Annotated in this window: 31 protein-coding genes and 1 tRNA gene; 19 read left to right on the forward strand and 13 right to left on the reverse strand. The window is 61.4% G+C overall.

The annotated features are described in order from the left end of the window. Window positions 1-146: 146 nt before the first annotated feature. Window positions 147-683 (reverse strand): translation initiation factor IF-3, encoded by a 537-nt coding sequence (gene infC, locus FFM53_RS11935; RefSeq protein WP_072640862.1) that lies wholly within the window; start codon window positions 681-683, stop codon window positions 147-149. Between the two features lie 177 nt (window positions 684-860). Here infC and FFM53_RS11940 point away from each other — a divergent pair, with 177 nt between their 5' ends. Together FFM53_RS11940 and FFM53_RS11945 are read left to right on the forward strand one after the other, a co-directional pair. After that, window positions 861-1,712: an alpha/beta hydrolase gene (locus FFM53_RS11940; RefSeq protein ID WP_138388423.1), complete on the forward strand. Its 852-nt coding sequence runs from the start codon at window positions 861-863 to the stop codon at window positions 1,710-1,712. A gap of 138 nt (window positions 1,713-1,850) precedes the next feature. Then, the gene (locus tag FFM53_RS11945; RefSeq protein ID WP_062941438.1) at window positions 1,851-2,450 is read left to right on the forward strand and encodes a transglutaminase-like cysteine peptidase; all 600 of its coding nucleotides are present in this window, start codon (window positions 1,851-1,853) and stop codon (window positions 2,448-2,450) included. A gap of 294 nt (window positions 2,451-2,744) precedes the next feature. Here FFM53_RS11945 and mbfA read toward each other — a convergent pair whose 3' ends face one another. Beyond that, entirely contained in the window at window positions 2,745-3,728 is a 984-nt protein-coding gene (gene mbfA / locus FFM53_RS11950; RefSeq protein WP_138388424.1) for an iron exporter MbfA, read from the reverse strand. A 172-nt stretch (window positions 3,729-3,900) separates the two neighbouring features. Between mbfA and FFM53_RS11955 the strand changes: the two genes are divergently transcribed. After that, the gene (locus FFM53_RS11955; RefSeq protein ID WP_138388425.1) at window positions 3,901-4,368 is read left to right on the forward strand and encodes a group III truncated hemoglobin; all 468 of its coding nucleotides are present in this window, start codon (window positions 3,901-3,903) and stop codon (window positions 4,366-4,368) included. Window positions 4,369-4,413: 45 nt separating this feature from the next. Here FFM53_RS11955 and FFM53_RS11960 read toward each other — a convergent pair whose 3' ends face one another. From FFM53_RS11960 to FFM53_RS11970, 3 genes are all read right to left on the reverse strand, one after another. Next, window positions 4,414-5,325 carry an EamA family transporter gene (locus FFM53_RS11960; protein WP_138388426.1) on the reverse strand — a complete coding sequence of 304 codons (912 nt, stop codon included), beginning with the start codon at window positions 5,323-5,325 and terminating at the stop codon, window positions 4,414-4,416. Window positions 5,326-5,397: 72 nt separating this feature from the next. Then, window positions 5,398-5,973 carry a recombination regulator RecX gene (recX, locus tag FFM53_RS11965; RefSeq protein ID WP_138388427.1) on the reverse strand — a complete coding sequence of 192 codons (576 nt, stop codon included), beginning with the start codon at window positions 5,971-5,973 and terminating at the stop codon, window positions 5,398-5,400. A 9-nt stretch (window positions 5,974-5,982) separates the two neighbouring features. Continuing rightward, entirely contained in the window at window positions 5,983-7,008 is a 1,026-nt protein-coding gene (locus FFM53_RS11970; protein ID WP_138332188.1) for a histone deacetylase family protein, read from the reverse strand. Window positions 7,009-7,141: 133 nt separating this feature from the next. Here FFM53_RS11970 and FFM53_RS11975 point away from each other — a divergent pair, with 133 nt between their 5' ends. Then, window positions 7,142-7,753: an HAD-IA family hydrolase gene (locus FFM53_RS11975; protein WP_138388428.1), complete on the forward strand. Its 612-nt coding sequence runs from the start codon at window positions 7,142-7,144 to the stop codon at window positions 7,751-7,753. Between the two features lie 15 nt (window positions 7,754-7,768). Here the strand turns inward: FFM53_RS11975 and FFM53_RS11980 are convergent, their stop codons facing one another. Both FFM53_RS11980 and FFM53_RS11985 read right to left on the reverse strand, forming a co-directional pair. Further along, window positions 7,769-8,287, reverse strand: coding sequence for a GNAT family N-acetyltransferase (locus FFM53_RS11980; RefSeq protein WP_138388429.1), 519 nt, complete (start codon window positions 8,285-8,287; stop codon window positions 7,769-7,771). 24 nt (window positions 8,288-8,311) lie between these two features. Further along, the gene (locus FFM53_RS11985) at window positions 8,312-8,878 is read right to left on the reverse strand and encodes a helix-turn-helix domain-containing protein (RefSeq protein WP_017989989.1); all 567 of its coding nucleotides are present in this window, start codon (window positions 8,876-8,878) and stop codon (window positions 8,312-8,314) included. 138 nt (window positions 8,879-9,016) lie between these two features. On the opposite strand from FFM53_RS11985, the gene tenA reads away from it, so the two are divergent. From tenA to FFM53_RS12005, 4 genes are all read left to right on the forward strand, one after another. After that, window positions 9,017-9,715 (forward strand): thiaminase II, encoded by a 699-nt coding sequence (gene tenA, locus FFM53_RS11990; protein ID WP_138388430.1) that lies wholly within the window; start codon window positions 9,017-9,019, stop codon window positions 9,713-9,715. Window positions 9,716-9,791: 76 nt separating this feature from the next. Beyond that, window positions 9,792-11,624, forward strand: coding sequence for a translation elongation factor 4 (gene lepA / locus FFM53_RS11995; protein ID WP_138388431.1), 1,833 nt, complete (start codon window positions 9,792-9,794; stop codon window positions 11,622-11,624). Window positions 11,625-11,681: 57 nt separating this feature from the next. Continuing rightward, window positions 11,682-11,912 (forward strand): type II toxin-antitoxin system CcdA family antitoxin, encoded by a 231-nt coding sequence (locus tag FFM53_RS12000; RefSeq protein WP_138388432.1) that lies wholly within the window; start codon window positions 11,682-11,684, stop codon window positions 11,910-11,912. Continuing rightward, the gene (locus FFM53_RS12005) at window positions 11,912-12,211 is read left to right on the forward strand and encodes a CcdB family protein (RefSeq protein ID WP_138388433.1); all 300 of its coding nucleotides are present in this window, start codon (window positions 11,912-11,914) and stop codon (window positions 12,209-12,211) included. Before FFM53_RS12000 ends, FFM53_RS12005 begins: the two co-directional genes overlap by 1 nt. 32 nt (window positions 12,212-12,243) lie before the next feature. Here FFM53_RS12005 and FFM53_RS12010 read toward each other — a convergent pair whose 3' ends face one another. The 4 genes from FFM53_RS12010 to FFM53_RS12025 form a co-directional block, all read right to left on the reverse strand. Further along, window positions 12,244-12,834 (reverse strand): hypothetical protein, encoded by a 591-nt coding sequence (locus tag FFM53_RS12010; RefSeq protein WP_138388434.1) that lies wholly within the window; start codon window positions 12,832-12,834, stop codon window positions 12,244-12,246. Window positions 12,835-12,848: 14 nt separating this feature from the next. Then, window positions 12,849-13,301: a GFA family protein gene (locus FFM53_RS12015; protein ID WP_138388435.1), complete on the reverse strand. Its 453-nt coding sequence runs from the start codon at window positions 13,299-13,301 to the stop codon at window positions 12,849-12,851. 191 nt (window positions 13,302-13,492) lie between these two features. Continuing rightward, entirely contained in the window at window positions 13,493-14,041 is a 549-nt protein-coding gene (locus FFM53_RS12020) for a sugar O-acetyltransferase (RefSeq protein ID WP_138388436.1), read from the reverse strand. A gap of 11 nt (window positions 14,042-14,052) precedes the next feature. Continuing rightward, window positions 14,053-14,829 (reverse strand): type 1 glutamine amidotransferase, encoded by a 777-nt coding sequence (locus tag FFM53_RS12025; protein ID WP_173883576.1) that lies wholly within the window; start codon window positions 14,827-14,829, stop codon window positions 14,053-14,055. A 90-nt stretch (window positions 14,830-14,919) separates the two neighbouring features. Between FFM53_RS12025 and FFM53_RS12030 the strand changes: the two genes are divergently transcribed. Continuing rightward, window positions 14,920-15,213 (forward strand): Rdx family protein, encoded by a 294-nt coding sequence (locus FFM53_RS12030; protein WP_003544579.1) that lies wholly within the window; start codon window positions 14,920-14,922, stop codon window positions 15,211-15,213. 9 nt (window positions 15,214-15,222) lie between these two features. Here the strand turns inward: FFM53_RS12030 and FFM53_RS12035 are convergent, their stop codons facing one another. Then, a complete protein-coding gene (locus tag FFM53_RS12035) occupies window positions 15,223-15,645 on the reverse strand; it encodes a BA14K family protein (protein WP_138388438.1) in 423 nt (140 codons plus the stop codon). Window positions 15,646-15,813: 168 nt separating this feature from the next. Between FFM53_RS12035 and FFM53_RS12040 the strand changes: the two genes are divergently transcribed. The 10 genes from FFM53_RS12040 (at window position 15,814) to FFM53_RS12080 (ending at window position 23,889) form a co-directional block, all read left to right on the forward strand. Then, window positions 15,814-15,900: transfer RNA gene (locus FFM53_RS12040), tRNA-Leu, on the forward strand. Window positions 15,901-16,624: 724 nt separating this feature from the next. After that, the gene (locus tag FFM53_RS12045) at window positions 16,625-16,909 is read left to right on the forward strand and encodes a poly(hydroxyalkanoate) granule-associated protein (protein ID WP_138388439.1); all 285 of its coding nucleotides are present in this window, start codon (window positions 16,625-16,627) and stop codon (window positions 16,907-16,909) included. Between the two features lie 545 nt (window positions 16,910-17,454). Continuing rightward, the gene (gene rfbF / locus FFM53_RS12050) at window positions 17,455-18,228 is read left to right on the forward strand and encodes a glucose-1-phosphate cytidylyltransferase (RefSeq protein ID WP_138388441.1); all 774 of its coding nucleotides are present in this window, start codon (window positions 17,455-17,457) and stop codon (window positions 18,226-18,228) included. Further along, a complete protein-coding gene (gene rfbG / locus FFM53_RS12055) occupies window positions 18,219-19,283 on the forward strand; it encodes a CDP-glucose 4,6-dehydratase (protein ID WP_138388569.1) in 1,065 nt (354 codons plus the stop codon). Before rfbF ends, rfbG begins: the two co-directional genes overlap by 10 nt. Next, the gene (locus FFM53_RS12060; RefSeq protein WP_138388442.1) at window positions 19,280-20,515 is read left to right on the forward strand and encodes a class I SAM-dependent methyltransferase; all 1,236 of its coding nucleotides are present in this window, start codon (window positions 19,280-19,282) and stop codon (window positions 20,513-20,515) included. Before rfbG ends, FFM53_RS12060 begins: the two co-directional genes overlap by 4 nt. Beyond that, window positions 20,512-21,054, forward strand: coding sequence for a dTDP-4-dehydrorhamnose 3,5-epimerase (rfbC, locus tag FFM53_RS12065; RefSeq protein WP_138388443.1), 543 nt, complete (start codon window positions 20,512-20,514; stop codon window positions 21,052-21,054). The genes FFM53_RS12060 and rfbC overlap by 4 nt, the downstream gene beginning before the upstream one ends. Further along, complete coding sequence (locus FFM53_RS36835) at window positions 21,051-21,176, forward strand: hypothetical protein (RefSeq protein WP_281385730.1); 126 nt, start codon at window positions 21,051-21,053, stop codon at window positions 21,174-21,176. The genes rfbC and FFM53_RS36835 overlap by 4 nt, the downstream gene beginning before the upstream one ends. A 76-nt stretch (window positions 21,177-21,252) precedes the next feature. Next, complete coding sequence (locus FFM53_RS12070; protein ID WP_138388444.1) at window positions 21,253-22,401, forward strand: DegT/DnrJ/EryC1/StrS family aminotransferase; 1,149 nt, start codon at window positions 21,253-21,255, stop codon at window positions 22,399-22,401. Window positions 22,402-22,433: 32 nt separating this feature from the next. Beyond that, the gene (locus FFM53_RS12075; RefSeq protein WP_027669193.1) at window positions 22,434-23,192 is read left to right on the forward strand and encodes a cephalosporin hydroxylase family protein; all 759 of its coding nucleotides are present in this window, start codon (window positions 22,434-22,436) and stop codon (window positions 23,190-23,192) included. Between the two features lie 22 nt (window positions 23,193-23,214). After that, window positions 23,215-23,889 carry a GNAT family N-acetyltransferase gene (locus tag FFM53_RS12080; RefSeq protein WP_138388445.1) on the forward strand — a complete coding sequence of 225 codons (675 nt, stop codon included), beginning with the start codon at window positions 23,215-23,217 and terminating at the stop codon, window positions 23,887-23,889. Between the two features lie 6 nt (window positions 23,890-23,895). Here FFM53_RS12080 and FFM53_RS12085 read toward each other — a convergent pair whose 3' ends face one another. Beyond that, on the reverse strand, window positions 23,896-24,228 hold the full coding sequence (locus FFM53_RS12085; protein ID WP_138388446.1) for a hypothetical protein: 333 nt from the start codon (window positions 24,226-24,228) through the stop codon (window positions 23,896-23,898). Window positions 24,229-24,289: the final 61 nt, after the last annotated feature.

Consider the following 24,289-nt stretch of genomic DNA (forward strand, 5'->3'; position numbering starts at 1 on the left):
CGGTCAGTTCGGACGCGCGCTTATAACCGCAGCGTCATGAAAGTGCAACGGGGCGGCGGAGGAATCTTCGCTGCTCCCAAAATACAGTGGCAGAAAGCACAAAAGCCGCCCTTGCGGACGGCCTTGGGCGAAAAACTGCCTGGCGCTTATTTCGGCGCCAGCACCATCATCATCTGGCGGCCTTCGAGCTTGGGTTCGGCTTCGACCTTGGCGAACTCGATCGTATCGGCCTTGACCTGCTGCAGAAGCTTCATGCCGAGTTCCTGGTGGGCCATTTCACGGCCGCGGAACTTCAGCGTCACCTTGACCTTGTCGCCTTCGTCGAAGAAGCGACCCATCGCCTTCATCTTCACCTCATAATCATGGGTGTCGATGTTCGGGCGCATCTTGATTTCTTTGACTTCGACGATCTTCTGCTTCTTGCGCGCCTCGGCAGCCTTCTTCTGGTTAGCATATTTCAGCTTGCCCAGATCGAGGATCTTGCACACCGGCGGTTCGACATTGGGGGAAATTTCGACGAGATCGAGGCCGGCTTCTTCCGCCATTTTCAAAGCCTGGTCGGTGGGCACGATGCCGACATTCTGTCCATCAGCTCCGATCAGCTGAACTTTGGGAATGCGGATTTCACGGTTCGAGCGCGGTCCGTCCTTCACGGGCGCATCGGTTTTAAAAGGTCTGCGAATGGTCGTATTCTCCTCGCGTTGTTTTCGGAACGTTGCAGCATCGCGCTCCCGATTAGGGGCACAAACGTGTCGCGTCATCGCTGCAACGGAGTCAATATCATCCTTTAGCGGAAAAATCACCCGCTGTCAGCCTGCCAAGAATCTGTTTTATAGGCCAAAACAACAGGAGTTTCGCCGATGTCCGATCAGATGCCCGATTCCGCGCCGCAGTTCCTGACGGTTGGCGAGGGCGAAGCGGCGCGTGAGATCGCCATGCTCGTCCGCCCGGCGCAAGCCGGCGATGGTGCACCGGCGCTGGTCTGGCTGTCCGGCTACCGCTCCGACATGAGCGGCACCAAGGCGGTGGAACTCGACGGGCTGGCGGCAGAACTTGGGCTTGCCTGCATCCGCCTCGACTATTCCGGCCACGGACTTTCCGGCGGCAATTTCGGCGACGGCACGATCTCGCGCTGGCTGGAGGAGGCGCTTGCCGTCATCCGTCATGTCGCGCCCGATCGGGTGATCCTCGTCGGCTCGTCGATGGGCGGCTGGATCGCGCTCAGGCTGGCACAGGAGCTTGCGCGGCAGGGCGGCGTGACGCTCGCAGGGATGGTGCTGATCGCGCCCGCCCCCGACTTTACCTCGGAGCTGATCGAGCCGAACCTCAAGGCAAAAGAGCGCAAATCGCTGGCCGAGCGCGGCTATTTCGAAGAGCGTTCGCAATACAGCCCGGAACCCAACATCTATACGCGGGCGCTGATCGAGGACGGCCGAAAGAACCGGGTGCTCGACGGCATCATAGAAACCGGCTGCCCGGTGCATATCCTCCAGGGCATGAAAGACGCCGACGTGCCGCATGCGCATGCGATGAAACTGGTCGAACATCTTCCCGCCGACGACGTGGTGCTGACCTTCGTCCGCGACGGCGACCATCGCCTTTCGCGCCCCGGCGATATCGCTCTTCTCCTGAGTGCCGTCAAAGGCATCATCCGTTCATCAACAAATAGGCAGATGCCCACTAGAACGGCAGAGGCGGATAAATTCGCCTGATGCAGGTCCCCAACCCGTTGCATTTTAACCATGTCGGCGAGTCGTAAGGTCCCCCCAAGAAGTAACGATTGACTCTTTTGGGCCCTCTCCATTAACACTTTGTTAATAAATAAGGGGCGATGCAAGGAAAGAGCGGGCGTGCGGATCAAGGGTATCTTTGTGGCCATGATGGCCGTGTTTGCGATGGCGACGGCCGCCATACCGGCCCCAAGCAGAAATGCTTCAATGGTAACGGGCAATGCCACCTCACAGCCGATCGGCCACTACGATTTCTGTCAGATCCACCGCAGTGAATGCGGCGCAAACCGCAATGCAGGCCCGGTCGCCATGAACCCGGGGAAGTGGTCGCTCGTGCGTTCGGTCAACGCCACGGTTAATCGTACGATCACGCCGATGACCGACAAGGAAATCTACGGCAAGGATGAGGTCTGGGCCTATCCGACCACCGCCGGCGACTGCGAAGATTTCGCGCTGCTGAAGCGCCGCATGCTGATCCAGCGCGGCTTTTCGGCTGCCGACCTGCTGATGACCGTCGTGCGCAAGCCTGATGGTGAAGGCCATGCCGTGCTGACGCTGCGCACCGCCGAGGGCGATTTCGTGCTCGACAACCTCGCCGCCGACGTCAAGCCGTGGTTCGGAACCCCCTATTCCTTCGTTAAGCGCCAGTCGAGCTACAATGCCGGCCGCTGGGTCACCATCGAGAACGGCCGCGACGTTCTGGTCGGCGCGCTGCGGTAAGGGCTGCAATAGAGAATGTGGAAAGGCCGGCGGTTTGCCGGCCTTTTTGTTTTTGCGTCTCTCCGTTCGCGCCAGGTCAGTTTTAGAGGCGAGTTGTCCGCCGTTACTTGCCTCTCGCTGCGCTCAAGGCGTTCGTCGCTACCGCTCCTCACCCCCCTCATCTGTCCTTCGGACATCTTCTCCCCGCTGGGGAGAAATGTGCCGCACCGTCTCCCGGCCCTTCGCTTTGGGCTCAGGGCGTTCGTCGCTGCAATCGATTCACTGGATCGATTGCTCGGCTTCGCCGACCGCGCCTCACCCATTCCCAATCAAAATCCCCGCGCCGAGCACCAGGCCGCCACCCAGCACCACCTGGAAGGCAGCGCGCAGGAAGGGGGTTTCCATGTAGCGGTTCTGGATGAAGGCGATTGCCCAGAGTTCGAAGAAGACGACGACGGCGGCAGTGATCGTCGCCGTCCAGAAGTGCGGGATCAGATAAGGCAGTGCGTGGCCGAGGCCGCCGAGCGCCGTCATGATGCCGCAGGCAAGGCCGCGCTTGACCGGCGAGCCTCTGCCGGAGATCTTGCCGTCGTCATGGGCGGCCTCGGTGAAGCCCATCGAGATGCCGGCGCCGACAGAGGCCGAAAGACCGACAAGAAAGGTCTGCCAGGTATCCTGCGTGGCAAAGGCGGCAGCGAAGATCGGCGCCAGGGTCGAGACCGAGCCGTCCATCAGTCCGGCAAGACCCGGCTGCACATAGGTCAGCACGAATTGCCGATGCACCGTCGCGTCCTCGTCGTGCTTGACGTCTTCGGGCGTATGTTTGTCGCCCAGCATGCGGGCGATATCCTCATGCCCCTGTTCGGCGAGGGCGAGATCGCCGAGAAGCTCACGCGTCGAGGCGTCCGAGGTCCGTTTTGCCGCCTCGACATAGAAACGATAGGCCTGCTCCTCCATCGCCTCGGTTTCCTGCCGCATCGCATCCAGCGAAAGGTTTGCCCTGAGCCAGTCGGGCTTGCGCTCGTAGAAGCCCTGCACATGCTCGCGCCGGATCAGCGGGATGCGCTCGCCGAAACGCTGGCGATGAATCTCGATCAACGACTTGCGATGCGTATCCTCGACCTCGGCCATATCCTCGAAGACCTTGGCCGAGGCCGGAAATTCGCGGCGCAGCCTGTCGGCATAGGCAAGATAGATGCGGGCATCGTCTTCCTCGGAGGCGATCGCCAGGGCGAGAATCTCCTGCTCGGTCAGCGATCCAAACGATCGTTTCGAGGATCTGAAAAACCGCGCCAGCATGACCTTCTCCAATTTTTAGAATTATTCTAAATCTAAATAAGGAGGCGGTAACGGTCAAGTGCGCGGGGCAGGCTGCTGACAGATTGCCGCAAGCGGGCACGCACGACTTTGGCGCGCTGCGATAAACACCTATATGAGAGGGCGCCGCATCACGCGGCGCCGGGGTTTTGGAATGGACAATGACATTCAGGGCCGCCCTGCTCATGTCGCGGCGATCCGCGAAAGGGCGGAGGCCGAGATGCGGGAGATGGGCGTCGACGCGGCCTTCATCGACAGGCTGGTCGAGACCTTTTACGCGCGCGTGCTAACGCATCCCGATCTTGGCCCGGTGTTCGACGCCAAGCTGTCCGGCCGCTGGCCGGAGCATATGACGAAGATGAAGAGCTTCTGGTCGGCCGTCGCCTTCCGCAGCGGCGCCTATGGCGGCAAGCCGGTGCAAGCGCATACGGGTGTCCAAAACCTGACACCCGATCTCTTTCCGAAGTGGCTGTCGCTGTTTGCCGCAACGCTCGACGATATCGCGCCAACGCCGGAGGCCAAGGCATGGTTCATGGCAACGGCGGAGCGGATCGCCAAAAGCCTGACACTGTCGCTGTTCTACAATCCGGCGCTCGACGATCCCGCGCGCAAACCCGCCTGACCCATCTTGTAGAGACGGTGTTCCCCGAAAAACGCTGACACCTTTCTAGGTCTTCGCCGCCGAGGCGGTGGCGCCGGCGCTGGCTGCCACGACGAGCGCGGTACCCAGCATCTGCAGCGCGGTCATCGGCTGGGCGAGGATCAGAAAGCCGGCCAGCGCGCCGAGCGCCGGTTCGAGGCTCATCAGGATGCCGAAGGATGCCGACGGCATGCGCCGCAGAGCCACCATCTCCAGCGCATAGGGCAAGAGCGGCACAAGGATGGCAAGGCCGAGAACCTCCACCAGTCCCTCCACCGTGAAGGCGCCCCCCGTCTCGGCCAGACCGAAAGGTGTCGCGACGAGGCCGGCAACGATCAGCGACATGGAGAGACCTTCCAGCCCCTTGAAGGCAGCGCCAACCTTCTTCGTCAGCAGGATATAGACCGCCCATCCCACAGCCGAGCCGAGGGCGAAGAGGACGCCTGAGGAATTGCCGACCCAGCCTTCGCCGTCATGGGCGAGGAAGAGAATACCGGCCGCAGCGATCAACGGCCAGGTAAGCCGCCAGCTCAGGCCATAGCCGAAGACGGCGACCGAGAGCGGCCCAAGGAAATCGATGGCGATCGCCAGGCCGAGCGGCAGCCGCTGGATCGCCGCGAAGAAGCACAGCGTCATGGCAGCCGTCGTCGTGCCGAGCAGCAACGTCGCCCGCCATTGGGCGCCGCTATAACGCAGCACCGAAGGCCTGACGACGGCGGCAAGGATGATTGCCGCGAAAGCAAGCCGCAGCCAGGTAGCGCCGGCAACGCCATAGGTCGCAATGGCTGACGAAGACAGTGCCGCACCGAACTGGATCGACGACATCGACATCAGGCACATGGCGACACCGGCCGCCAAACCGCCCGAAGTCGGCGATATGCCCGGCTGCGCAATCAAGGCTGCGCCGTCTGTCCCGGTCTCGATATTCTTGATGTCCATGTGGCCCCCGATCCTGGTGCGGTTCTAGGCCGAAGACGGGTGAGAACCAAATTCAAACTTTTCATGCCGGGATCAAGAGCGCTGATGCTGAGGCGCCGCAGATCGGCCCGCGAAGATGATCTCTTCGGCATCTTCGAAGCTCATGTCGAAGATCTTCCTGCCGATGTCGAAGCTGAAGCCGTTGCGGGCGAAAGCCGAAAGCTCTTTCGCCTTTCGCTTTTCGTCGAGCTCGACCCGGCGGAAGGGGCCGAAGGCGCGCTTGCGGGCAAATATAGCTGCCGCATAGAGATCGTCTGCCTCCTCAAGCGCCGCCTCTACCTTGTCGCTGGAGACGCCCTTGGCAGCAAGCTTCTGGGCGATCGCGCGCTTCGATTTACCGCCGCGCACGGCAGAGCGCGTGCTGATCTCCGCATAGGCGCTGTCGTCGAGCACCTTGTTGTCATAGGCAAATTTGACCGCGAAATCGGCGATGGCCTTGAGTTGCGCCGCGCTGATTTCCTCGAATTTCTCCTTCGCCTTGCGGGTGATGGCGTCAAACAGCTGCTTTTCCGTCATCATCCGCCGCTCCAGGCGATAGATAGCGGAGTTGCGCGCCCAGCTCAGCATGCGTGATGTCGGGATATCGGATGGAACGGTCTCGTCGGTCATCGGCAGTGATCAGGCTTCCAGACCTTTGAGGACGTTGGCGACGTTGAGGCCGATCTCCGGCACACCGTAGCCGCCCTCCATGCAGGCAAGCACCGGCAGGCCGGCGGCTGATATCATCGCGCCCATGCGGGTGAAATCGTCGGAGGTGAGGCTGAAGAAGGAGATCGGATCGCGCTCGAAAGTGTCGACGCCGAGGGCCACGACGATCGCCTCGGCGCCGAAGGCCTTGATGCGGGTGAGCGCATCGGCAAGGGCCGAAGACCAGATATCCCAAGGCGTGCCTGGCAGCATCGGATAGTTGCGGTTGGCGCCTGCACCCTCCCCCTCGCCTTCCTCGTCGGCATGGCCGAGGAAATAGGGAAAGGCATGCATGGGATCGCCGTGCAGCGATGCGGTGAAGACATCGCCGCGGCGATAGAACAGATCCTGCGTGCCGTTGCCATGGTGGAAATCGACATCCAGCACCGCGACTTTCCTCGCACCGCGGTCGAGCAGCCGCTGCGCGGCGACGCCCGAATTGTTGATGAAGCAATAGCCGCCGAAGAGATCGATGCCGGCATGGTGGCCGGGCGGGCGGCAGAGCGCGAAGGCGAAGCGATTGCCGGCATTCAGCCAGTCGGCGCCTGTGATCGCGCAGCGCATCGAAGCGATTGCCGCCTCGTAGGAACCCTTGGTGATCGAGGTGTCGGCGGCATTGGCGTAATGGCCGATCGCGCCGACGATATTGTCGGGCACGCGCTGGCTGGTGCGGCGAACGGCGAAGGAATTGGCGATCGCCTCGCCGGTGAAACCGGCCGCCACCCAGCGGTCCCAGACGGTGGCGAGGAAATCCAGATAGGCGGGATCATGCACTTTTCGAGCCGTTTCCAACCCGTGCGCATCCGGTGCCACCACGTCGGCAAAGCCCGCCTCCTTGACCGCCGCCAGGATCCATTCGGCGCGAAACGGCGCCTCGAAGGGCGTCACCAGCTGGCCGGCATGCAGCTCGGTCCTGGCATCGCGCAGCTTGTGGTCTTCGGAATAGATGACGCGCATTTCAGATCCTGCCCTTGATTGACAATGGAGATTTACACGGCTCGGCCGCGACAAAAAAGTGGCGCGGGCCCTTGATCGTCTGGAATAGCGACGCCACCTTCGCCGGTGTTTTGAGAACGAGGAAATTTTCCGCATGAAAGTGCTGATGGTCGATGTCGACGGCGTGCTCATTCATGGTCGTCCGGTAGACGGCCTGCCTCTCTTCACCTATCTGGAGCGCGACCTCGGCCTGCGTGTCGACCTGCTGCAGCAGGAATTCTTCCAGACCCACTGGCGCGATATCATCATCGGCCGCGAGGCGTTGGAACCGAGGCTCGCCGACGTTCTCGCAAAGATCGCGCCCCACCTCAGCGCCGAAACACTGATCGACTACTGGTTCGAAAACGATTCCCGTCTCGACCGCAGTCTGCTGGAAGAGCTCGCCGCTCTCAGGCAAAGCGGCATCACTCTCTTGTTGGCGACCAACCAGGAGCATAGGCGGGCGCGCTACCTGATGGAGCAGATCGGCCTTAACGCGCATTTCGACGATATCATCTATTCCGCAGCACTCGGGCACCGCAAGCCTTCTCCCGATTTCTTCCGGCTGGCGACCGAGCGGGCCGGCGTGCTGCCCGGCGAGATCGCTTTCATCGACGATATGGCCGAAAATATCGAAGCGGCGCGGCAGTTCGGCTGGAATGCGGCGCAATGGACGGAGGGCGCGACGCTTGGCGGCGCGCTTCCGGTCTTCGCCCGGCCGGCCTGAGCGAGCCGGGCGCAATCAGGCGAGCCGCTTGTAGAACAGGGTGGTGGCGCAGAAGCCGCCTTCCGGCCACAGCGCATAATCGGGGATAACGCCGACGCGCTGCCAGCCCAAGCGCGGATAGATCGCCTCGGCATCGCTGCCGGTTGCGGTGTCGAGCACGAGCAGGGTCTTGCCACGGCTTGCCGCCTCACGCTCAGCAGCATCCATCAGCAGCCGGGCGAGCCCCTTGCCGCGGGCGGAGCGGTGTACCAGCAGCTTCTTCAAGTCGCCGCGATGCGGCTGGTTCGGCATCTGCGCCGCACCCACCTGCACCGTGCCGACGATCCTGCCGTCGAGTTCGGCGACCAGCAGCAGATTGCCGCCCGCGGCGACGGCATCGGCGACATCGCGCCAATAGGGCTCGGCATCCTCAGGCCCACAGGGCTGCATGAAGCCGACGGAGGCGCCGCCAGCGACGCAATCGACAAGCACTTGCGATAGAGCCGGAATGGCGACGCGGGCCTCCTCGGCGGAAAGGGTACGAATAGCGGGCATGCTGTTCTCCTGAAATGAATGCTGTTATCGGCCGCCGCGATCGAGCACGACGCAATAACGCGCCGGCGCGTTGCCGGGATTGTGGAAGACGTGGCCTTCGCCGACCGGCATGAAGAGGCAATCGCCCGGGCGCAGCCGGTAGACGGTCTCGCCCGCCGTCATCTCCAGCTCACCGTCGAACAGCCAGATATGCTGCGTCATGCCATGGGCGCTCGCATGCGGGGGGAAGCTGACGCGGGCGCCTGCCGGGAATTCGACCTCGACGATATCGACATCGGAAGCCGTGCCCGGCGGTGAAACAGAGCGTCTGAGATAACCGGTTTCCGGATCGCGCCAGACCTGCTGTTCCTGCCTCCGAGCGAGCGGCGAGGCCTGCCCCTCTTCCGCAAAGAAGGCCGACAGCGACAGGCCGAGTGCTGCACAGATCCTTGCCAGCAGCGAAGCGGTCGGGCTCGCCTCCGCCCGCTCGATGCGCGAGATCATCGCCCGGCTGACGCCGGAGGCCGCAGCAAGATCATCGAGCGTCAGAGCCTTTTCCTGCCGCAGCGTGCGGATGCGGATGCCGATCGCCTGTTCGAGTTCCGGTTCCATTTTCCAGCTCCATTATTCTACTATAAGAGAAATACATTATCCGATGATGGAATCAAGTGGCTACGAAAAGCGGCCAAACGCGCCTTGCTTTCGCCGCCGCTCCGTCCATATATGGCGGCGTAATCCGAGGAGAGAGTGATGGACGCCAGCACGCAGAGCACGGAACCGACGGGAAGCTTCACGGCTGCCGCCTGGGACAGGATCGCGCCGATCATGGCTGAAATCGAGGCCTTGCCGCTGCTGCAACGGCTTTCGGACGGCACCTTGCCGCCCGAGGTTTTCCGCCATTACATCCTGCAGGATGCGCTTTATCTGAAGCATTATGCGCGATGCCTTGCGATCGTCGCGGCCAAGGCACCCGACAATGCGCAGGTCCTGCGCTTCCTCGGTTCGGCGCAGAAGGCGATCACCGTCGAGCAGGGCCTGCATGCAGGCTTCCTCACCCAATTCGGCATCAGTTCCGCCGACGTCACGTCAGCTGAGCCCTCGCCTGCCGGCTTTGCCTATACGAACTTCCTGCTTGCCACCGCCTATCACAGCTCCTACGCGGTGGCGCTGTCCTCCATCCTTCCCTGCTTCTGGATCTACTGGCATGTCGGCGAAGCGATCAAGAACCGGCCTGTTATCGAGGGCAATGCTTTCCAGGCCTGGATCAACACCTATGGCGATCCGCAATTTGCCGCCGGTGCCCGCGAGGTGATCGCGCTGACCGACATCGCCGCCCGCGCCGCATCGCCGGTGGAGCGGGCGCAAATGACCGATGTCTTCGTGCGCGCCTCGCAATATGAATGGATGTTCTGGGATTCGGCCTGGCGGCTGGAGACGTGGCCGGTCTGATACGCGCCCGACACAGGACGAAATAGCGTAAACAGCGGGATAATTACCGCTTTGCGGCAGGGGGCGGCGCTGCTATATGGCGCGCATGAGCACCAATTCCACCACTCCGCTGTCCCATATCCGCAACTTTTCGATCGTGGCCCATATCGACCACGGCAAATCGACGCTGGCCGACCGCCTGATCCAGACGACGGGCGGTCTTGCCGAGCGCGAAATGTCCGAGCAGGTGCTCGACAATATGGATATCGAGCGCGAGCGCGGCATCACCATCAAGGCGCAGACCGTGCGCCTGCACTACCAGGCGAACAACGGCGAGAAATACATTCTCAACCTGATCGACACGCCCGGCCACGTCGACTTCGCCTATGAAGTCTCGCGGTCGCTGTCGGCCTGCGAGGGCTCGCTGCTCGTCGTCGATGCCAGCCAGGGCGTCGAAGCGCAGACGCTCGCCAACGTTTACCAGGCGATCGACAACAATCACGAGATCGTCACCGTCCTCAACAAGATCGACCTGCCGGCGGCCGAACCCGACCGCATCAAGGAGCAGATCGAGGAAGTGATCGGCATCGACGCTTCGGAGGCGGTGCTGATTTCGGCAAAGACCGGCCTCGGCATTCCCGACGTGCTGGAAGCGATCGTCCACAAGCTGCCGGCGCCGAAGAGCCCCGGCGGCGAGAAGGCGCCACTGAAGGCACTGCTCGTCGACAGCTGGTACGACGCCTATCTCGGCGTCATGGTTCTGGTCCGCGTCATCGACGGAGTGCTGACCAAGGGCCAGACGGTGCGGATGATGGGCACCGATGCGAAATACCAGGTGGAGCGCGTCGGCGTGCTGACGCCGAAGATGGTCAATATCGACCGCCTCGGCCCCGGCGAGATCGGCTTCATCACCGCTTCGATCAAGGAAGTGGCCGATACCCGCGTCGGCGATACGATCACCGAGGACAAGCGGCCGACGGCCCAGGCGCTGCCGGGCTTCAAGCCGGCGCAGCCGGTGGTGTTTTGCGGCCTCTTCCCGGTCGATGCCGCCGATTTCGAGGATCTGCGCGCCGCCATGGGCAAGCTTCGCCTCAACGACGCCTCCTTCTCCTTCGAAATGGAGTCATCGGCGGCCCTCGGCTTCGGTTTCCGCTGCGGCTTCCTCGGCCTGCTGCATCTCGAAATCATCCAGGAACGGCTCGAGCGCGAGTTCGACCTCGACCTCATCGCCACCGCACCCTCGGTCGTCTACAAGATGTACATGACCGACGGCTCCGAGCGCGAGCTGCACAATCCGGCCGACATGCCCGATGTCGTCAAGATCTCGGAAATCCACGAGCCGTGGATCCGCGCGACGATCCTGACGCCCGACGATTATCTCGGCAGCATCCTGAAGCTCTGCCAGGATCGGCGCGGCATCCAGATCGAGCTCACCTATGTCGGCACGCGCGCAATGCTGACCTACGACCTGCCGCTCAACGAAGTCGTGTTCGATTTCTACGACCGGCTGAAGTCGATCTCGAAGGGTTATGCCTCCTTCGACTATACGCTGACTGACCACCGCGAGGGCAACCTCGTGAAGATGTCGATCCTCGTCAACGGCGAACCGGTCGACGCGCTGTCGATGATGGTGCACCGGACGGCTGCTGAAAAGCGCGGCCGCGACATGTGCGAGAAGCTCAAGGAGCTGATCCCGAAGCACATGTTCAAGATCCCGATCCAGGCGGCGATCGGTGGCAACGTCATTGCCCGCGAGACGATCTCGGCGCTGCGCAAGGACGTGACCGCGAAATGCTACGGCGGCGACGCCACCCGCAAGCGCAAGCTGCTCGACAAGCAGAAGGCCGGCAAGAAGCGCATGCGCCAGTTCGGCAAGGTGGAGATTCCGCAGGAAGCCTTCATTGCTGCGCTGAAGATGGGCGACGAATAACGCTTCTCAACAGTATTTTATGCGCATATGATCTGCGCATAAAATTGAGAGATCGTTATGACTCAGCGGCCAAGAAAGGCAGCGAACCTGTCTCTGGATGAAGGACTCGTCTCGCAGGCGCGCGAGCTCCAGATCAATATATCCCGGGCGGCGGAAGATGGCATCGCACAGGCCATAAAGGCTGAGCGCGAGCGGCTTTGGCGTATCGAGAACGCTGAGGCTATCCGGCTGGAAAATGAATATGTTGAAAAGCACGGTTTGCCGTTCGCCAAGTACCGTCAGTTTTGATGGCGCGCTTTCACGTCTATCGCCTTAAGAGCGGAAATCTCCTGGCCATCGACCTTCAAGCCAATCTGCTTGACGATCTCCCTTCGCGAATCATGATTCCCTTGTATCCGGTGCAACAACTGAGCTGGTCGATCTCGCGACTGAACCCACGTTTTCCCATTGAGGGTGAAACCTATGTCATGGCCACCCAGCGTATGGCATCGGTCCCGACCACGGAACTCGGAGGCGCCATCGCGGATCTTACCGCCGACAGCGACCGCATCGTGGCTGCCGTCGATTTTCTCTTCCAGGGCTTCTGAAATCAATGCCGCACGCTTTTCGGCATCATGCTCTAGCTATCGGTCGCCAGAGCCCTTCGCGGAGTCACGGAAATCCGCCGGCAATGCAGAAGATATTCCGCAGAGCCATCGTCGTCGTTCCATGCATCGGTCTCAGGAATTTCCCGCCATCCACTCAGGGCAGGATCGCGAACCATCCGGTTTTCGCCTGCATCGACAAACGGCGCTGTCTGCATCTCGATCCCTTCAATGATCCAATCATGGATCATATCTGGCGCATCGTCGAAATGGCTGATCTGCTCGAAATAGAAGAACGGGTCGATCCCGATATAGACACGGCCTTCCAGCCATGTTCCAGGGCGCACGTCCTTGGGCGGCGGCACATTTTGAAATGCGGGTATTCCGAAATCCATAGCCCACCAATCTTCGGATATGTGCGTGACACGCCCGCGAGCCTGATAGAACGAGCCGCTCTCACGCCTCATGAAAACATCGCCGCGATGCTCGCTAATCCTCAGCGCCGCTTCATTGTAGAACTCCAGGGCAAAGGCCGCCCGCTGTCCCTTTTGGAATTCGCCGTAGTTTCCATCCATGATGATCCAGGCGGAAAGACCGACGGCTAGTTCATTCAACATGCTTATCATCCCCGGATTGGCTTCTACGATCGCGCCATATATTCCTTCACCAGACCTTCATACGCGTCCATCTCAGGCAGGGCCGCGTAGCTGTACACCGCGCCGGTCTCGGCGAAGGACAGTTTCTCGCTCGTCCATGTCTCGATGAAGGGGGTGAACCAGCTCGGGTCGTCGAGCATGGTCGCGCGCAGATTGACGAACCAGTCCATGCCTTCCGGCCGGGTGAACATCCAGCTCATGCAATGCGGGCAGAAATAATGCTTCGTGACGCCATGCAGGCCGCCGATCACCGGCTCGCCTTGCGTCACCGCGAAGCCTTCGCTCGGGATGGCCGCACTCAGCGAATAGGCGCTTGATGTCATCTTCTGGCACCCGGTGCAATGACAGGCCATGGTGAGCAGCGGCGGGGCGCTGATCTTCAATCGCACCCGGCCGCAACGGCAGCCGCCTTCCATAGGTAAGGTTCGCTCGCTCATGATGTCCTCCCGTTTTGCCTTCTGATCTAGTGGAGCTTTTCGTTGCTGTCGAGGTGGCGAGGTCATCGCGGAATGGCGGCCTTGCCGGCGCTAGAGCGTTTCCGTTTTCTCCGAATCACGGAAATGCTCTATCTCTTTGTTTTCATGCAATTCCGGACGCAAAACCGCTACGCACTTTTGCTGGAATTGCTCTAGCGGATGCGGGCTGGATTGCCGACCACGGTTGCGCCGGCTGGCACATCCCTGGTCACCACCGCACCGGCGCCGACGACCGCACCGTCGCCGATGGTGATGCCGCCGAGGATGATGGCGCTGCCGCCGACCCAGACGTCACTGCCGATGACGACCGGCCGGGCGATCTCGATGCCTGTGCTGCGAAGTGCTGCATCCTTGTGATGCTCGGCGCAATAGATCTGCACGCCCGGGCCGAACATGCTGCGGTCGCCGATGCTCACGCGGCCGGAATCAAGAATCGTGCAGCCGGCATTGAAATAGACGCGTTTGCCGAGAATGATATTGATGCCGTAGGAGCAGTGAAACGGCGCTTCGATGAAGATATCGGATGCAGCCTGCGTAAAGAGCGCCCTCAGGGCCGGCGCGACGGCGCCACGCTCGTCCGGCGGCAGCGTGTTATGCGCGTGGACCGCGGCACGCGCCTGCCGGCGCAAGAGATCGAGCTCGTCATCGAGGCAGCAATACCATACGCCTGCCGCCATCTTTTCGCGTTCGCTCGCCGGCATCGCATCACCCCTCAAGCCGAGGCCTGCGACAGCATTTCGACCTCTTGCCTCTCGATCAGGCTGACCCAGGCACGCGCGATGGCAAGGCCTGCAGCATCGGCGGCTCCGGCATGTCTTGCCGCCAGTTCGGCATGGTTCTCCAGCCAGCCCGGCGCAATGCGCGCGATCGTATCGGGAAATTCGGCCTTCCATTGCGCGACGACCGCTGAATTGGCCTCGAAATGGAACTGGGTGCCATAGACGGCGCGGCCGATGCGGAATGCCTGGTTCTCTGCGACGGGGCTCGAGGCGATACGGATCGCGCCCTCGGGCAGGGAAAACGTATCGGCATGCCATTCGAAGATGGTGAATTCGCCGCCAAGCGCCGACAGCAGCGGATCGGCCCGGCCCTCGGCGGTGACGCCGATCCCGTGCCAGCCGAATTCGCAGGCGATTCCCAAGTGATTGTCGGCGCCATAAGCGCGAGCGAGGATCTGGCTGCCGAGGCAGATGCCGAGCACCGCCTTGCCGGCATCGCCAAAGCGGCGCGTGAGCCGGACAAGCTCCGGCAGATAGGGGTGGGTTTCGTCATCCAGCGCGCTTTGCTCACCGCCGAGAACGACCAGCGCGTCATGGCCGGATATGTCTAGCGGCAGTATGCCATCCTGCCACACCCGGAACCACTCGATCTCTGCGCCTGCCTCGTCGAGGGCCGCGGCAAGCGCGCCGAGGCCGGTATTCCGCATGTTTTCAATGACTGCGACGCGCATAGGCTCTTCCTGGTATGGCCGACCACGGGAAGAGACCATGCTGGAGGACGGCGCGCAAGACGCTTGTGAGAGGGCAATTGCGCGCGCGCGCCACAGAGCTTAAATCTCAGCAAACGAAAGGACATTGCCATGACCGAAAAAGCCCGCGTCACGATCCTCTACTGCACCCAGTGCAACTGGCTGCTGCGCGCCAGCTGGATGGCGCAGGAGCTGCTGCACACATTTTCCGACAGTCTCGGTGAAGTGGCGCTGATCCCAGCCACCGGCGGCAATTTCGAGATCCGCGTCAATGGCGATCTGATCTGGGAGCGCAAGCGCGACGGCGGCTTTCCCGGGCCGAAGGAGCTGAAACAGCGGGTCCGCGACATCGTCGAGCCCGGCCGCGATCTCGGCCACGTCGACCGCGCCTCGCTCGAAAGCTGATCACGACGATCAGCGGTAGGGCGAGCGGCAGGTCTTGTAGATGCCCTCATACGTCAGGAAACGATCCGTCCTCGGATTGTAGGAACGGTACTCGTTGCTGCACCAGGCGGCATGGCTGTTCATGTCACGCGGCTTCGGCTGCACCCGGCGCACCGGCGGCGGATCATAGGTCAGCTGCGGCCGGCCGGCAGCCCCCGGCTGGTAATAAGTCGGCCCGGTCGCGCCGCGCGGACGGTAATTCGGCTGGACATAGGCGGGACGATGCCATTGCTGCGGACCGAAACCGAAGCAGCCGCGAAAATCGCAGAGCGTCGATCCCGTATTGAGCGGCCCGATCCCCGGCTTGCCCAGCTTCAGCGAATCGGCCCCGGCGATTGCGGGCGTGAGAATGGCGAGAAGACCGGCGAGCAGAAGCGTGCGGGGAGCAAGCATGAGGCATTCCTTTCGATGTTTCCTTTATATAGGGCGCACCAGCCGGAGCGCTATGCCCGCCTCGGGCCACTCCCGCCCATGTGATCGGCTGCTTTCTCGCCAACTGTCAGAAAAACTTCAAAAACCCAGTTGACAGTCAGGGGCCACCCCCTTACATCGCTCTCCGTCGCCCAGATGGCGGAATTGGTAGACGCGCCAGCTTCAGGTGCTGGTACCCGAAAGGGTGTGGAGGTTCGAGTCCTCTTCTGGGCACCATTCCATTTTATCCCCTTTGAAATTGTTGAATATTCACCCTTTCAAAGGGGTGGCCGTTCTCGACTGCTACACCGGCCCACACTATGGTGCTACGATTTCACGTGCCATGGCTAATTTGGGACGAAGTAAGCAATATGCGAAGGCAATTGGGTTCGGCCATGACGCTTCCTGCCGTCATACTAGGCGCGAGCCTTCTTTCAGGCTGTTACCTACCTATCGTCTTCTCAGAAGATCACTCATATATAATCTTTGAACGCTCGCAGATCACCTACCGTAGGCACGACAGACCCGAGACAAAGTGTCGGCCTGATGCCGCGCAGCAAGTGATGGCATGTGAGGACGGCACGACATCGAAACTGCAAAGGGTTCGGCTTCCAAATAGCGAAGACGAAGTGACCGAGTTCGATGGTCGCCGATTTTGCCGTATGTTCTTCAATGCAAACCAAGCGGATGGTTCACGCAAACTAGTTTGTTACGACCGGATGGGGTTCGAGCTGGATGCCGCAACAGCGGTGCCGATGAAATGACGGTGCAAGGTGCTCGGCCCCTCAACTCCAAACGTGATCCCCCACGAAACAATTGTCTCCCCAGGATGGGCTTGAGTCCGAATGGGCCGCGCTAGCTGAATTGTAGATCCAGGATCGTCCCCGCCGGAGATTGCTGGCCTCCATTGACTCCCTCACCCCCAAATGCGAACATAAAGCGAACAAAATGGAGTCTTGCGATGATCCGATACGCCACGTCCGCAGCCAGCAACCCCGAGCCTATAAAGGCCCGCGAGGTGTCAGCTGCCAAACCGGCCATTGAAATGCCGCCCCCGAAGCCGGTCATTGAGGTAGCCGCTGCGGCGCCTGCGGCCGGCCTGCTGCTGCCCAGCACCGAGGCAGACGAGCTCGGCTCCGACACTCGACCGAAAACCACCAAGCCAGCACGCCGTGCGGCAACAAAGCGTAAGCCCAAGGTCGTCGAGGCAGACGACACTTCCCTCCAGCTTAGTCTGGAGGCTTAACCGCAAACGATCCGGCCGAGGTTTGGCGGCGCGGAGGGACTCCCACCATAATCTATATAGCACTTCGGAATCCCGAAATTGGTTGCGGGATTAAAATCATTGGATGTTTCTCCACGACGACCGCCCGCGAAAGGCGGCGAATTTCGGGATTCCGAAGCGGAGGGATTTCGGGATTCCGAAGTGGGATTTTTTCTTTCTGCCGAGGCGCCCGCCTTTGTCGGCAGCAATTGGCGGGCAGTATCTGACGCTCTCCTATCAGGATCAGCCGCTTTCTGTTCGGATGAATTGGGCCGCTTGGTGCTCCTCGTAAAACTGGAAGGACGTACCTTCGGCCAACGGGATTCCCGAACGGCGAGCCTGTTCCATTGCTCTACGCACGGCCTGCGAAACGCGCGGCTGCCCGTTCCGATACCCCGCAAGCCTCGCACAAGAACGAAATCGGATACCGGGGCAAGGATGAACATTCGGCCGTTCCGCCTGTAAAGAGCCGGGCGGCTCTGAGGGTGGTCGGGAAACCTGACTAAACACTCTGGAGTTCGCTTGGGATGAAAGTCGTAATTCTCGCCGGTGGCCTTGGCTCTCGTCTTGCCGAGGAGACCAGTATCCGACCCAAGCCTCTGGTCGAAATAGGCGGCATGCCGATCCTCTGGCACATCATGAGCATCTATGCCCATCACGGGCTCAATGATTTCATCATCTGCGCCGGCTACAAGGGTTATATGATCAAGGAATATTTCGTAAACCTTGTTCTGCACCACAACGACATCACCGTCGACCTCGCCTCCAACAGCATCAATTATCACGGCGGCAAACGACCGAACTGGCGCGTGACCGTGGTCGATACCGGCATGTATTCGATGACCGGCGGCCGCCTCGGGCGCATTCGCGACCATCTGACACCAGGCGAACCCTTCTGCATGACCTATGGCGATGGTGTCGGCGACATCGACATTGCTGCCGAAGTCGCCTTCCATCGCGATCACGGCCTGAAGGCGACGATGTGCGCGGTAACCCCGCCCGGACGGTACGGCGCCACGAACATCGAAGGCCAGTTCATCACCTCCTTCGTCGAGAAACCGAGAGGCGACGGCCAGCGTATCAATGGCGGCTTCTTCGTGCTCGACCCTTCGGTGGTCGATCTCGTCCCAAGCGACGACACGATCTGGGAAGCCGGGCCGCTGGAATGGCTTGCCGCCAACAACCAGCTTGCCGCCTTCAAGCATGACGGCTTCTGGCAACCCATGGATACGTTGCGCGAGCGCACCCATCTGGAAGAACTCTGGAATTCCGGAAAGGCGCCGTGGAAGCTATGGGCCTGACGGACTTCTGGAATGGCAGGCGCGTGTTCCTGACGGGACACACTGGGTTCAAGGGATCCTGGCTGTCGTTGTGGCTGGAAAAGCTCTGTGCGGAAGTGGCGGCGGTCTCGCTCGAACCCGAGACCAATCCCTCGCTCTATGGGCGACTTGCGCCCTGGAACGGACAGGGCCACCACATCGCCGACATCCGCGAAGCGGCGACGTTCAAGCAGCATTTCATCGATTTCGAGCCTGAAATCGTCATCCACATGGCAGCGCAGGCGCTGGTGCGGCGCTCCTATGAAAACCCGGCCGAAACCTTCGAGACCAATGTGATGGGAACGGCGAACGTGCTGGACGCGGTGCGGGAAACGCCCTCGGTCAAGACGGTTCTCGTCGTCACTTCCGACAAGGTCTATGCCAACAACGGCAGCGGTGTTCCCTTCATCGAGACGGATGCACTCGGCGGCAAAGACCCCTATTCCAACTCCAAGGCCTGCACCGAACTCGTCGTCCAGAGCTACCGCGACAGCTTCTTCAAGGGGCGCGACATCAGCGTTGCGACGGTGCGCGCCGGCAATGTCATCGGCGGCGGCGACTGGTCGAAGGACCGGCTGATCCCGGACTTCATCCGCGCCTTCGAAAGCGGTCAGCCGATCCTGCTGCGTTATCCCGAAGCGATCCGCCCCTGGCAGCATGTGCTGGAGCCGCTCGGCGGTTATCTCGCCTTCGCCGAGGCCCTGGCGCTTGCCGGCGAAAAGGAACTGCCCGAAGCGCTCAATTTCGGTCCCGATCCGCAGAGCTTCGCGACGGTCTCCGAACTGGCGGAAGCGCTCGGACGTGCTCATCGCGTCGAAGACGTGTGGCGGCTTGCGCCGGGCGAGCATCTGCCCGAAGCGCCGGCGCTGACGCTGAGTTCCGCTCTGGCGCTCGACACCATCGGCTGGCGCCCGCGGCTCAGCCTGCAACAGACCATCGACTGGACAGCCGCCTGGTACAAAGCCAACCGCGAGGGAGCCGACATGCGCGCCTTCTCGCTCGGCCAGATCGCGGCCTATGAGGAAACAGCATCATGACAGCGCATAATTGCCGGTTCTGCAACACTCCGCTGAAGCATCGTTTCGTCGATCTGGGCTCGACGCCGCTCGCCAATGCCTATTTGACCGAAGAGCAGCTCAATAAGCCGGAGCCCTCCTATCCGTTGCGCGCCTTCGTCTGCTCTGAATGCTGGCTGGTGCAGGCCGATGCCTTCGTTCCGCCGGAGGATATCTTCAGCCACTATGCCTATTTCTCCTCCTACAGCGACGGCTGGGTGGAGCATGCCCGCCAGTTTACGATCATGGCGCGTGAGCGGTTCGGCCTCGGTGAGGCATCACAGGTGATCGAGGTCGCGAGCAATGACGGCTACCTCCTCAAGCATTTCGTCGAAGCCGGCGTGCCGGTGCTCGGCATCGAGCCGGCCGAGAACGTTGCGGAAGTGGCGCGGCAGATCGGCGTTCCCACGGAAGCGCGCTTCTTCGGCAAGGAAACCGCTGCCGATCTCGTCTCCCGCGGCCTTGCCGCCGACATTGTCATCGGCAACAACGTGCTGGCGCATGTGCCTGACATCAACGATTTCGTCGGCGGGCTTTCGGCCGTGCTGAAGCCGGACGGCGTCGTCAGCGTCGAATTCCCGCATTTGCTACGGCTGATGGAAAATATCCAGTTCGACACTGTCTACCACGAGCATTTCTATTATCTGTCGTTGCTGGCCGTCGAAAAGGTGTTCGCGGCGCACGGCCTCAAGATCTTCGACGTGGAAGAACTGCCGACCCATGGCGGCAGTCTCCGCGTGCTTGCCTGCCGTGCAACATCCACGGCTCACGCAACCGGCCGCGGCCTTGCCAAGGTGCGCTCCGACGAGGCAGCCGCCGGTTTCGACAAGGTCGAGACCTACGAGGCCTTTCAGAGCCGCGTGGCGCCGATCAAGGATGGCCTGCTCGCCTTCCTCGAACAAGCCAAACGCAGCGGCAAGAAGGTCGCCGCCTATGGCGCTGCCGCCAAGGGCAACACGCTGCTGAATTTCTGCGGCGTCGGCACCGACCTCATCGAATATGTCGTCGACCGCAATCCGCACAAGCAGGGGCATTTCCTGCCGGGCAGCAAGCTGCCGATCTACGCACCGGAGAAGATGGACGAGACGCAGCCGGATTACGTCCTCATCCTGCCCTGGAACATCAAGAACGAGGTCGTTGCGGCCAACAGCAGGATCGGCGCCTGGGGGGGACGCTTCGCGGTCGCCGTGCCGAAACTGACGGTGCTCGGATGAAATTCCTTCCGACCGCGGTTTCGGGTGCTTTTGTCGTGGAAGTCGACGTACGCTCCGACGACCGGGGAATGTTCGCACGAACCTTCGACGCGCAGACCTTTGCGGCGCAGGGTCTCGTGCCCGTCTATCCGCAGTGCAATGTCTCGCAGAACCACAAACGCGGGACGCTGCGCGGCATGCATTACCAAGCCCAACCGCGGCCGGAGATCAAGCTGGTGCGCGCCACGCGCGGCAGGGTCTTTGACGTGGCCCTCGATCTAAGGCCGGATTCGCCAAGCTATCTCAAATGGGCCTCCGTCGAGCTCGATGCCATCAGTCACAACGCCTTCTACATACCTGCTGGATGCGCGCACGGCTTCCTGACGCTCGAGGATGATTGCGAACTCTTCTACCAGATGTCGGAAACCTACGTGCCAAAGCTTGCCCGCGGGGTCCGCTGGGACGATCCTGCCTTTTCCATCGCCTGGCCGTTCATGCCGAGCATCATCAGCGAGCGCGACGCGGCGCTTGAGAGCTACAGCCAGGAGACAAGCCTTTGAGCGGCATCAAACTCAGCATCTGCATCCCGACCTATAACCGCGAAGCCTATCTCAGAAACTCGCTGAACCTGCCCAATCTCGTGTTCCACCAGCACGATGTCGCCCGGCACATCATCATGTGAGCCTCGCGCCAGCTTCAAAAACTAGCGTCGTGGCGGGCGCCTGCGTCTTGATTTCAATTCAACAGAAATTAGCGGCATGACAAACAGGATCTTCTACACCAAGCCTTCGATCACCCAGCTCGAAACGGATTATGCGGCCGATGCCGCCGCCACCGGCTGGGGCGCGCGCTGCTACGACTATCTCAACCGCTTCGAACGCGACTTCAAAACCTATCTCGGCAGCGGCTTTGCGATCGCGACCTCGAGCTGCACCGGCGCCATGCACATGGGGCTTGCAGCACTCGGCGTCGGCGCCGGCGATGAAGTGATCCTCGCCGATACGAACTGGGTTGCGACCGTTTCCCCGATTGTCCATCTCGGCGCAAGACCCGTTTTCGTCGATGTGCGCGCCGACACGTGGTGCATTGATCCCGAGCACGTCGAACGCCATATCACGCCGAAGACCAAGGCCATTATCGCCACGCATCTCTACGGCAACCTCTGCGACATGGATGCGCTGCTGGAAATCGGCAAGAGGACGGGCATTCCGGTGATCGAAGATGCGGCCGAAGCGGTCGGCTCCGTCTGGCACGGCCGCCGCGCCGGCTCGATGGGCGCATTCGGCACCTTCTCCTTCCACGGCACCAAGACGCTGACGACAGGCGAAGGCGGCATGTTCGTCACCAATGACGCGGCCCTCTACGAAAAGGTGCTGACGCTCAGCAATCACGGCCGGGCTCGCGGACAGACGAAGCAGTTCTGGCCGGATGCGATCGGCTTCAAATACAAGATGTCCAACATCCAGGCGGCCATCGGCTGCGCCCAACTCGAGCGCATCGAGGAACTCGTCAACCGCAAGCGCGAAATTCTGGCCTCCTACATGATCCGGCTTTCGGCCCTGCCCGGCATCACGATGAACCCGGAATACACCGGCACGATCAACGGCGCTTGGATGCCGACCGCCGTCTTTCATCCGTCGACGGGCATTACCCGCGAGATGATGCAGCAGACCTTCGAGACCGCCAATATCGACGCGCGCGTCTTCTTCTATCCCCTCTCCAGCCTCTCCATGTTCGAAGATCGGCCCGAGAACGTGAACGCCTGGAGCATTCCGGGCCGCGCGATCAACCTGCCGAGCTATCACGACATGAGCGAAGCCGATATCGACCGGGTAGCGGCAACGCTGCTCGATATGGCGGCCGGGCGGATCTATCACAACAGCACGGCATTGCGGCAGTCGGTCTAAGACAGCCCTACAGCGAAGGACAAAGAACAGTCATGACCACGAAGGACGATCGTCTCGAATTCGAAGCCCACAAGCGGGAAATGTCGCTTGCACTCGGCAAGGACGAGGCAAGTTTCCAACAATCGCTGAACACGCTGATCGGGCTCGACAAGTTCGACTATTTCTATCTCTGGTCATGGATGGGCGTGCCGATCATCCAGCTTCCGGTCGATATCCTGGCGACCCAGGAAGTCATCTGGGCGACCAAGCCCGATGTCATCATCGAAACCGGCATTGCGCGCGGCGGCTCGCTGATCTTCATGGCGTCGATCCTCGCCGCCATGGGCAACGACAAGGCCAAGGTCGTCGGCGTCGACATCGACATCCGCGCCCATAATCGCGAGTCGATCGAATCCCATCCGATGTCGAGCCGGATTAAGATGATCCAGGGCGGTTCCGTCGACGACGACGTGCTTGCCGCCGTGAAGGCCGAGATCCCGCCGGGCGCCCGCGTGATGGTGGTGCTCGACAGCGACCATTCCTACGAGCATGTTCTGGCGGAATGCCGCGCCTACGGTCCGCTGGTGACGGAAGGCTGCTACCTCGTCGTCGCCGACACGCTCATCGGCCACCTGACGGAGGAACAGGCCTTCACAAAGCGCTCCAAGGTCTGGCTGCGCGGCAACGAACCACTGAAGGCCGTCACCGATTATCTGGCGGAAACCGACCGCTTCGAAGTCGATCCGGTTCTGAACGGCAAGCTCGTGTTGTCTTCCTCGCCGGGCGGCTACTGCATCTGCCGCAAGGCGTGAGCGGAATCAGGGATAGTCGTTCATGGCGCAGGTCGATATCGTCAGCCTCAAGGACAATGCGGATCCGGCCAGACGGCTCCGACTTCCGATCAGGGACGATAGCGGCAGGCACGTCGGCGACCTGCAATGCATCGACAGGTCGATGCTTGCCGAACCCGGCCTGATCGACGACCTGACGACGTGGCGCAACCAGTCGATGCCGTTTTTCCTCACCCAGTTTAGCGCCACCGAGGAACGCACACGGCGGTGGCTCGAAACCATCTCACTGCCCGTCGCCGACCGAATCCTATTCGTCATTTGCGATCCAGGCGGAAACCGGTTCGGCAATTTCGGCATCTGTAACTTCCGGCCCGGCTCGGCCGAATTCGACAACGTCATCCGCGGCCGGACGAGCGATACTCGCAACCTGATGTTCCATTGCGGCATGGCACTGCTGGAGTGGATGTTTTCCGGACTTGGGGTCGAAACCGCCGAGCTGCACGTCTTCTCCCACAATGAAAAAGCGATCGGCCTTTACAAGCGGCTGGGCTTTGCGGCGGCCGAAAGCCTGCCGCTGCGGCGCACGGAAGAAGAGGGCATGATCAAATATTCGATCGTCGATCGATCGGAAGCGAATGCCGGCTTCGACTATCTGAGGATGAAGCTTCCGATCGAACGTTTCCGGCGGGCGCATCCATCGGCTTTACTGACCGCCTGAAGCCCCTCACCGCACCGGCTGATAGTGGCCGCGGAGCGGCACCTTGTCGTCCATCGAGATGAAGCCGTCGCGTTCGCAGACATACATCAGCGTCGGCATGCCCCCCGAACGGAAGATCTCGTCATAACGACGGCGGACCTGGACGGTTTCGGTGCGGCAATTGTAGGATTCCTCCTCCTTCTTGTCCGGCTGCGCCTTGACGCCGGGAAGACCCCTATAGGGATAGAGGGGTTGAACGCCAGAATCGACCGATTTCGTCCAGTCGACGGCAAGGGCGGACGAGGGCGTAAGGCCGGACACGGCAACGAGCAATATGGGAAGCATCATCACAAGCCGCATGGCAACTCTCCTGCCGGCGTTGGTGGCCGCTCTGACGATGTAGGAAAGCTCAGCATCGTCA

This window comes from Rhizobium indicum, assembly GCF_005862305.2.
Classification (GTDB): domain Bacteria; phylum Pseudomonadota; class Alphaproteobacteria; order Rhizobiales; family Rhizobiaceae; genus Rhizobium; species Rhizobium indicum.

Coding starts and splice junctions, on each gene's coding strand:
- FFM53_RS12005 (WP_138388433.1), top strand. CDS start 11,912: ATGGCGCGCTTTCACGTCTATCGCCTTAAGAGCGGAAATCTCCTGGCC.
- FFM53_RS12010 (WP_138388434.1), bottom strand. CDS start 12,834: ATGATAAGCATGTTGAATGAACTAGCCGTCGGTCTTTCCGCCTGGATC.
- FFM53_RS12025 (WP_173883576.1), bottom strand. CDS start 14,829: ATGGTCTCTTCCCGTGGTCGGCCATACCAGGAAGAGCCTATGCGCGTC.
- rfbG (WP_138388569.1), top strand. CDS start 18,219: ATGGGCCTGACGGACTTCTGGAATGGCAGGCGCGTGTTCCTGACGGGA.
- FFM53_RS12045 (WP_138388439.1), top strand. CDS start 16,625: ATGATCCGATACGCCACGTCCGCAGCCAGCAACCCCGAGCCTATAAAG.
- FFM53_RS11940 (WP_138388423.1), top strand. CDS start 861: ATGTCCGATCAGATGCCCGATTCCGCGCCGCAGTTCCTGACGGTTGGC.
- FFM53_RS12060 (WP_138388442.1), top strand. CDS start 19,280: ATGACAGCGCATAATTGCCGGTTCTGCAACACTCCGCTGAAGCATCGT.
- FFM53_RS11970 (WP_138332188.1), bottom strand. CDS start 7,008: ATGCGCGTCATCTATTCCGAAGACCACAAGCTGCGCGATGCCAGGACC.
- FFM53_RS12035 (WP_138388438.1), bottom strand. CDS start 15,645: ATGCTTGCTCCCCGCACGCTTCTGCTCGCCGGTCTTCTCGCCATTCTC.
- FFM53_RS11980 (WP_138388429.1), bottom strand. CDS start 8,287: ATGCCCGCTATTCGTACCCTTTCCGCCGAGGAGGCCCGCGTCGCCATT.
- FFM53_RS12075 (WP_027669193.1), top strand. CDS start 22,434: ATGACCACGAAGGACGATCGTCTCGAATTCGAAGCCCACAAGCGGGAA.
- rfbC (WP_138388443.1), top strand. CDS start 20,512: ATGAAATTCCTTCCGACCGCGGTTTCGGGTGCTTTTGTCGTGGAAGTC.
- FFM53_RS12070 (WP_138388444.1), top strand. CDS start 21,253: ATGACAAACAGGATCTTCTACACCAAGCCTTCGATCACCCAGCTCGAA.
- FFM53_RS12030 (WP_003544579.1), top strand. CDS start 14,920: ATGACCGAAAAAGCCCGCGTCACGATCCTCTACTGCACCCAGTGCAAC.
- mbfA (WP_138388424.1), bottom strand. CDS start 3,728: ATGCTGGCGCGGTTTTTCAGATCCTCGAAACGATCGTTTGGATCGCTG.
- FFM53_RS11985 (WP_017989989.1), bottom strand. CDS start 8,878: ATGGAACCGGAACTCGAACAGGCGATCGGCATCCGCATCCGCACGCTG.
- lepA (WP_138388431.1), top strand. CDS start 9,792: ATGGCGCGCATGAGCACCAATTCCACCACTCCGCTGTCCCATATCCGC.
- tenA (WP_138388430.1), top strand. CDS start 9,017: ATGGACGCCAGCACGCAGAGCACGGAACCGACGGGAAGCTTCACGGCT.
- FFM53_RS11955 (WP_138388425.1), top strand. CDS start 3,901: ATGGACAATGACATTCAGGGCCGCCCTGCTCATGTCGCGGCGATCCGC.
- FFM53_RS12020 (WP_138388436.1), bottom strand. CDS start 14,041: ATGCCGGCGAGCGAACGCGAAAAGATGGCGGCAGGCGTATGGTATTGC.
- FFM53_RS12015 (WP_138388435.1), bottom strand. CDS start 13,301: ATGAGCGAGCGAACCTTACCTATGGAAGGCGGCTGCCGTTGCGGCCGG.
- FFM53_RS12000 (WP_138388432.1), top strand. CDS start 11,682: ATGACTCAGCGGCCAAGAAAGGCAGCGAACCTGTCTCTGGATGAAGGA.
- FFM53_RS11960 (WP_138388426.1), bottom strand. CDS start 5,325: ATGGACATCAAGAATATCGAGACCGGGACAGACGGCGCAGCCTTGATT.
- FFM53_RS11975 (WP_138388428.1), top strand. CDS start 7,142: ATGAAAGTGCTGATGGTCGATGTCGACGGCGTGCTCATTCATGGTCGT.
- FFM53_RS12080 (WP_138388445.1), top strand. CDS start 23,215: ATGGCGCAGGTCGATATCGTCAGCCTCAAGGACAATGCGGATCCGGCC.
- FFM53_RS12085 (WP_138388446.1), bottom strand. CDS start 24,228: ATGCGGCTTGTGATGATGCTTCCCATATTGCTCGTTGCCGTGTCCGGC.
- rfbF (WP_138388441.1), top strand. CDS start 17,455: ATGAAAGTCGTAATTCTCGCCGGTGGCCTTGGCTCTCGTCTTGCCGAG.
- recX (WP_138388427.1), bottom strand. CDS start 5,973: ATGACCGACGAGACCGTTCCATCCGATATCCCGACATCACGCATGCTG.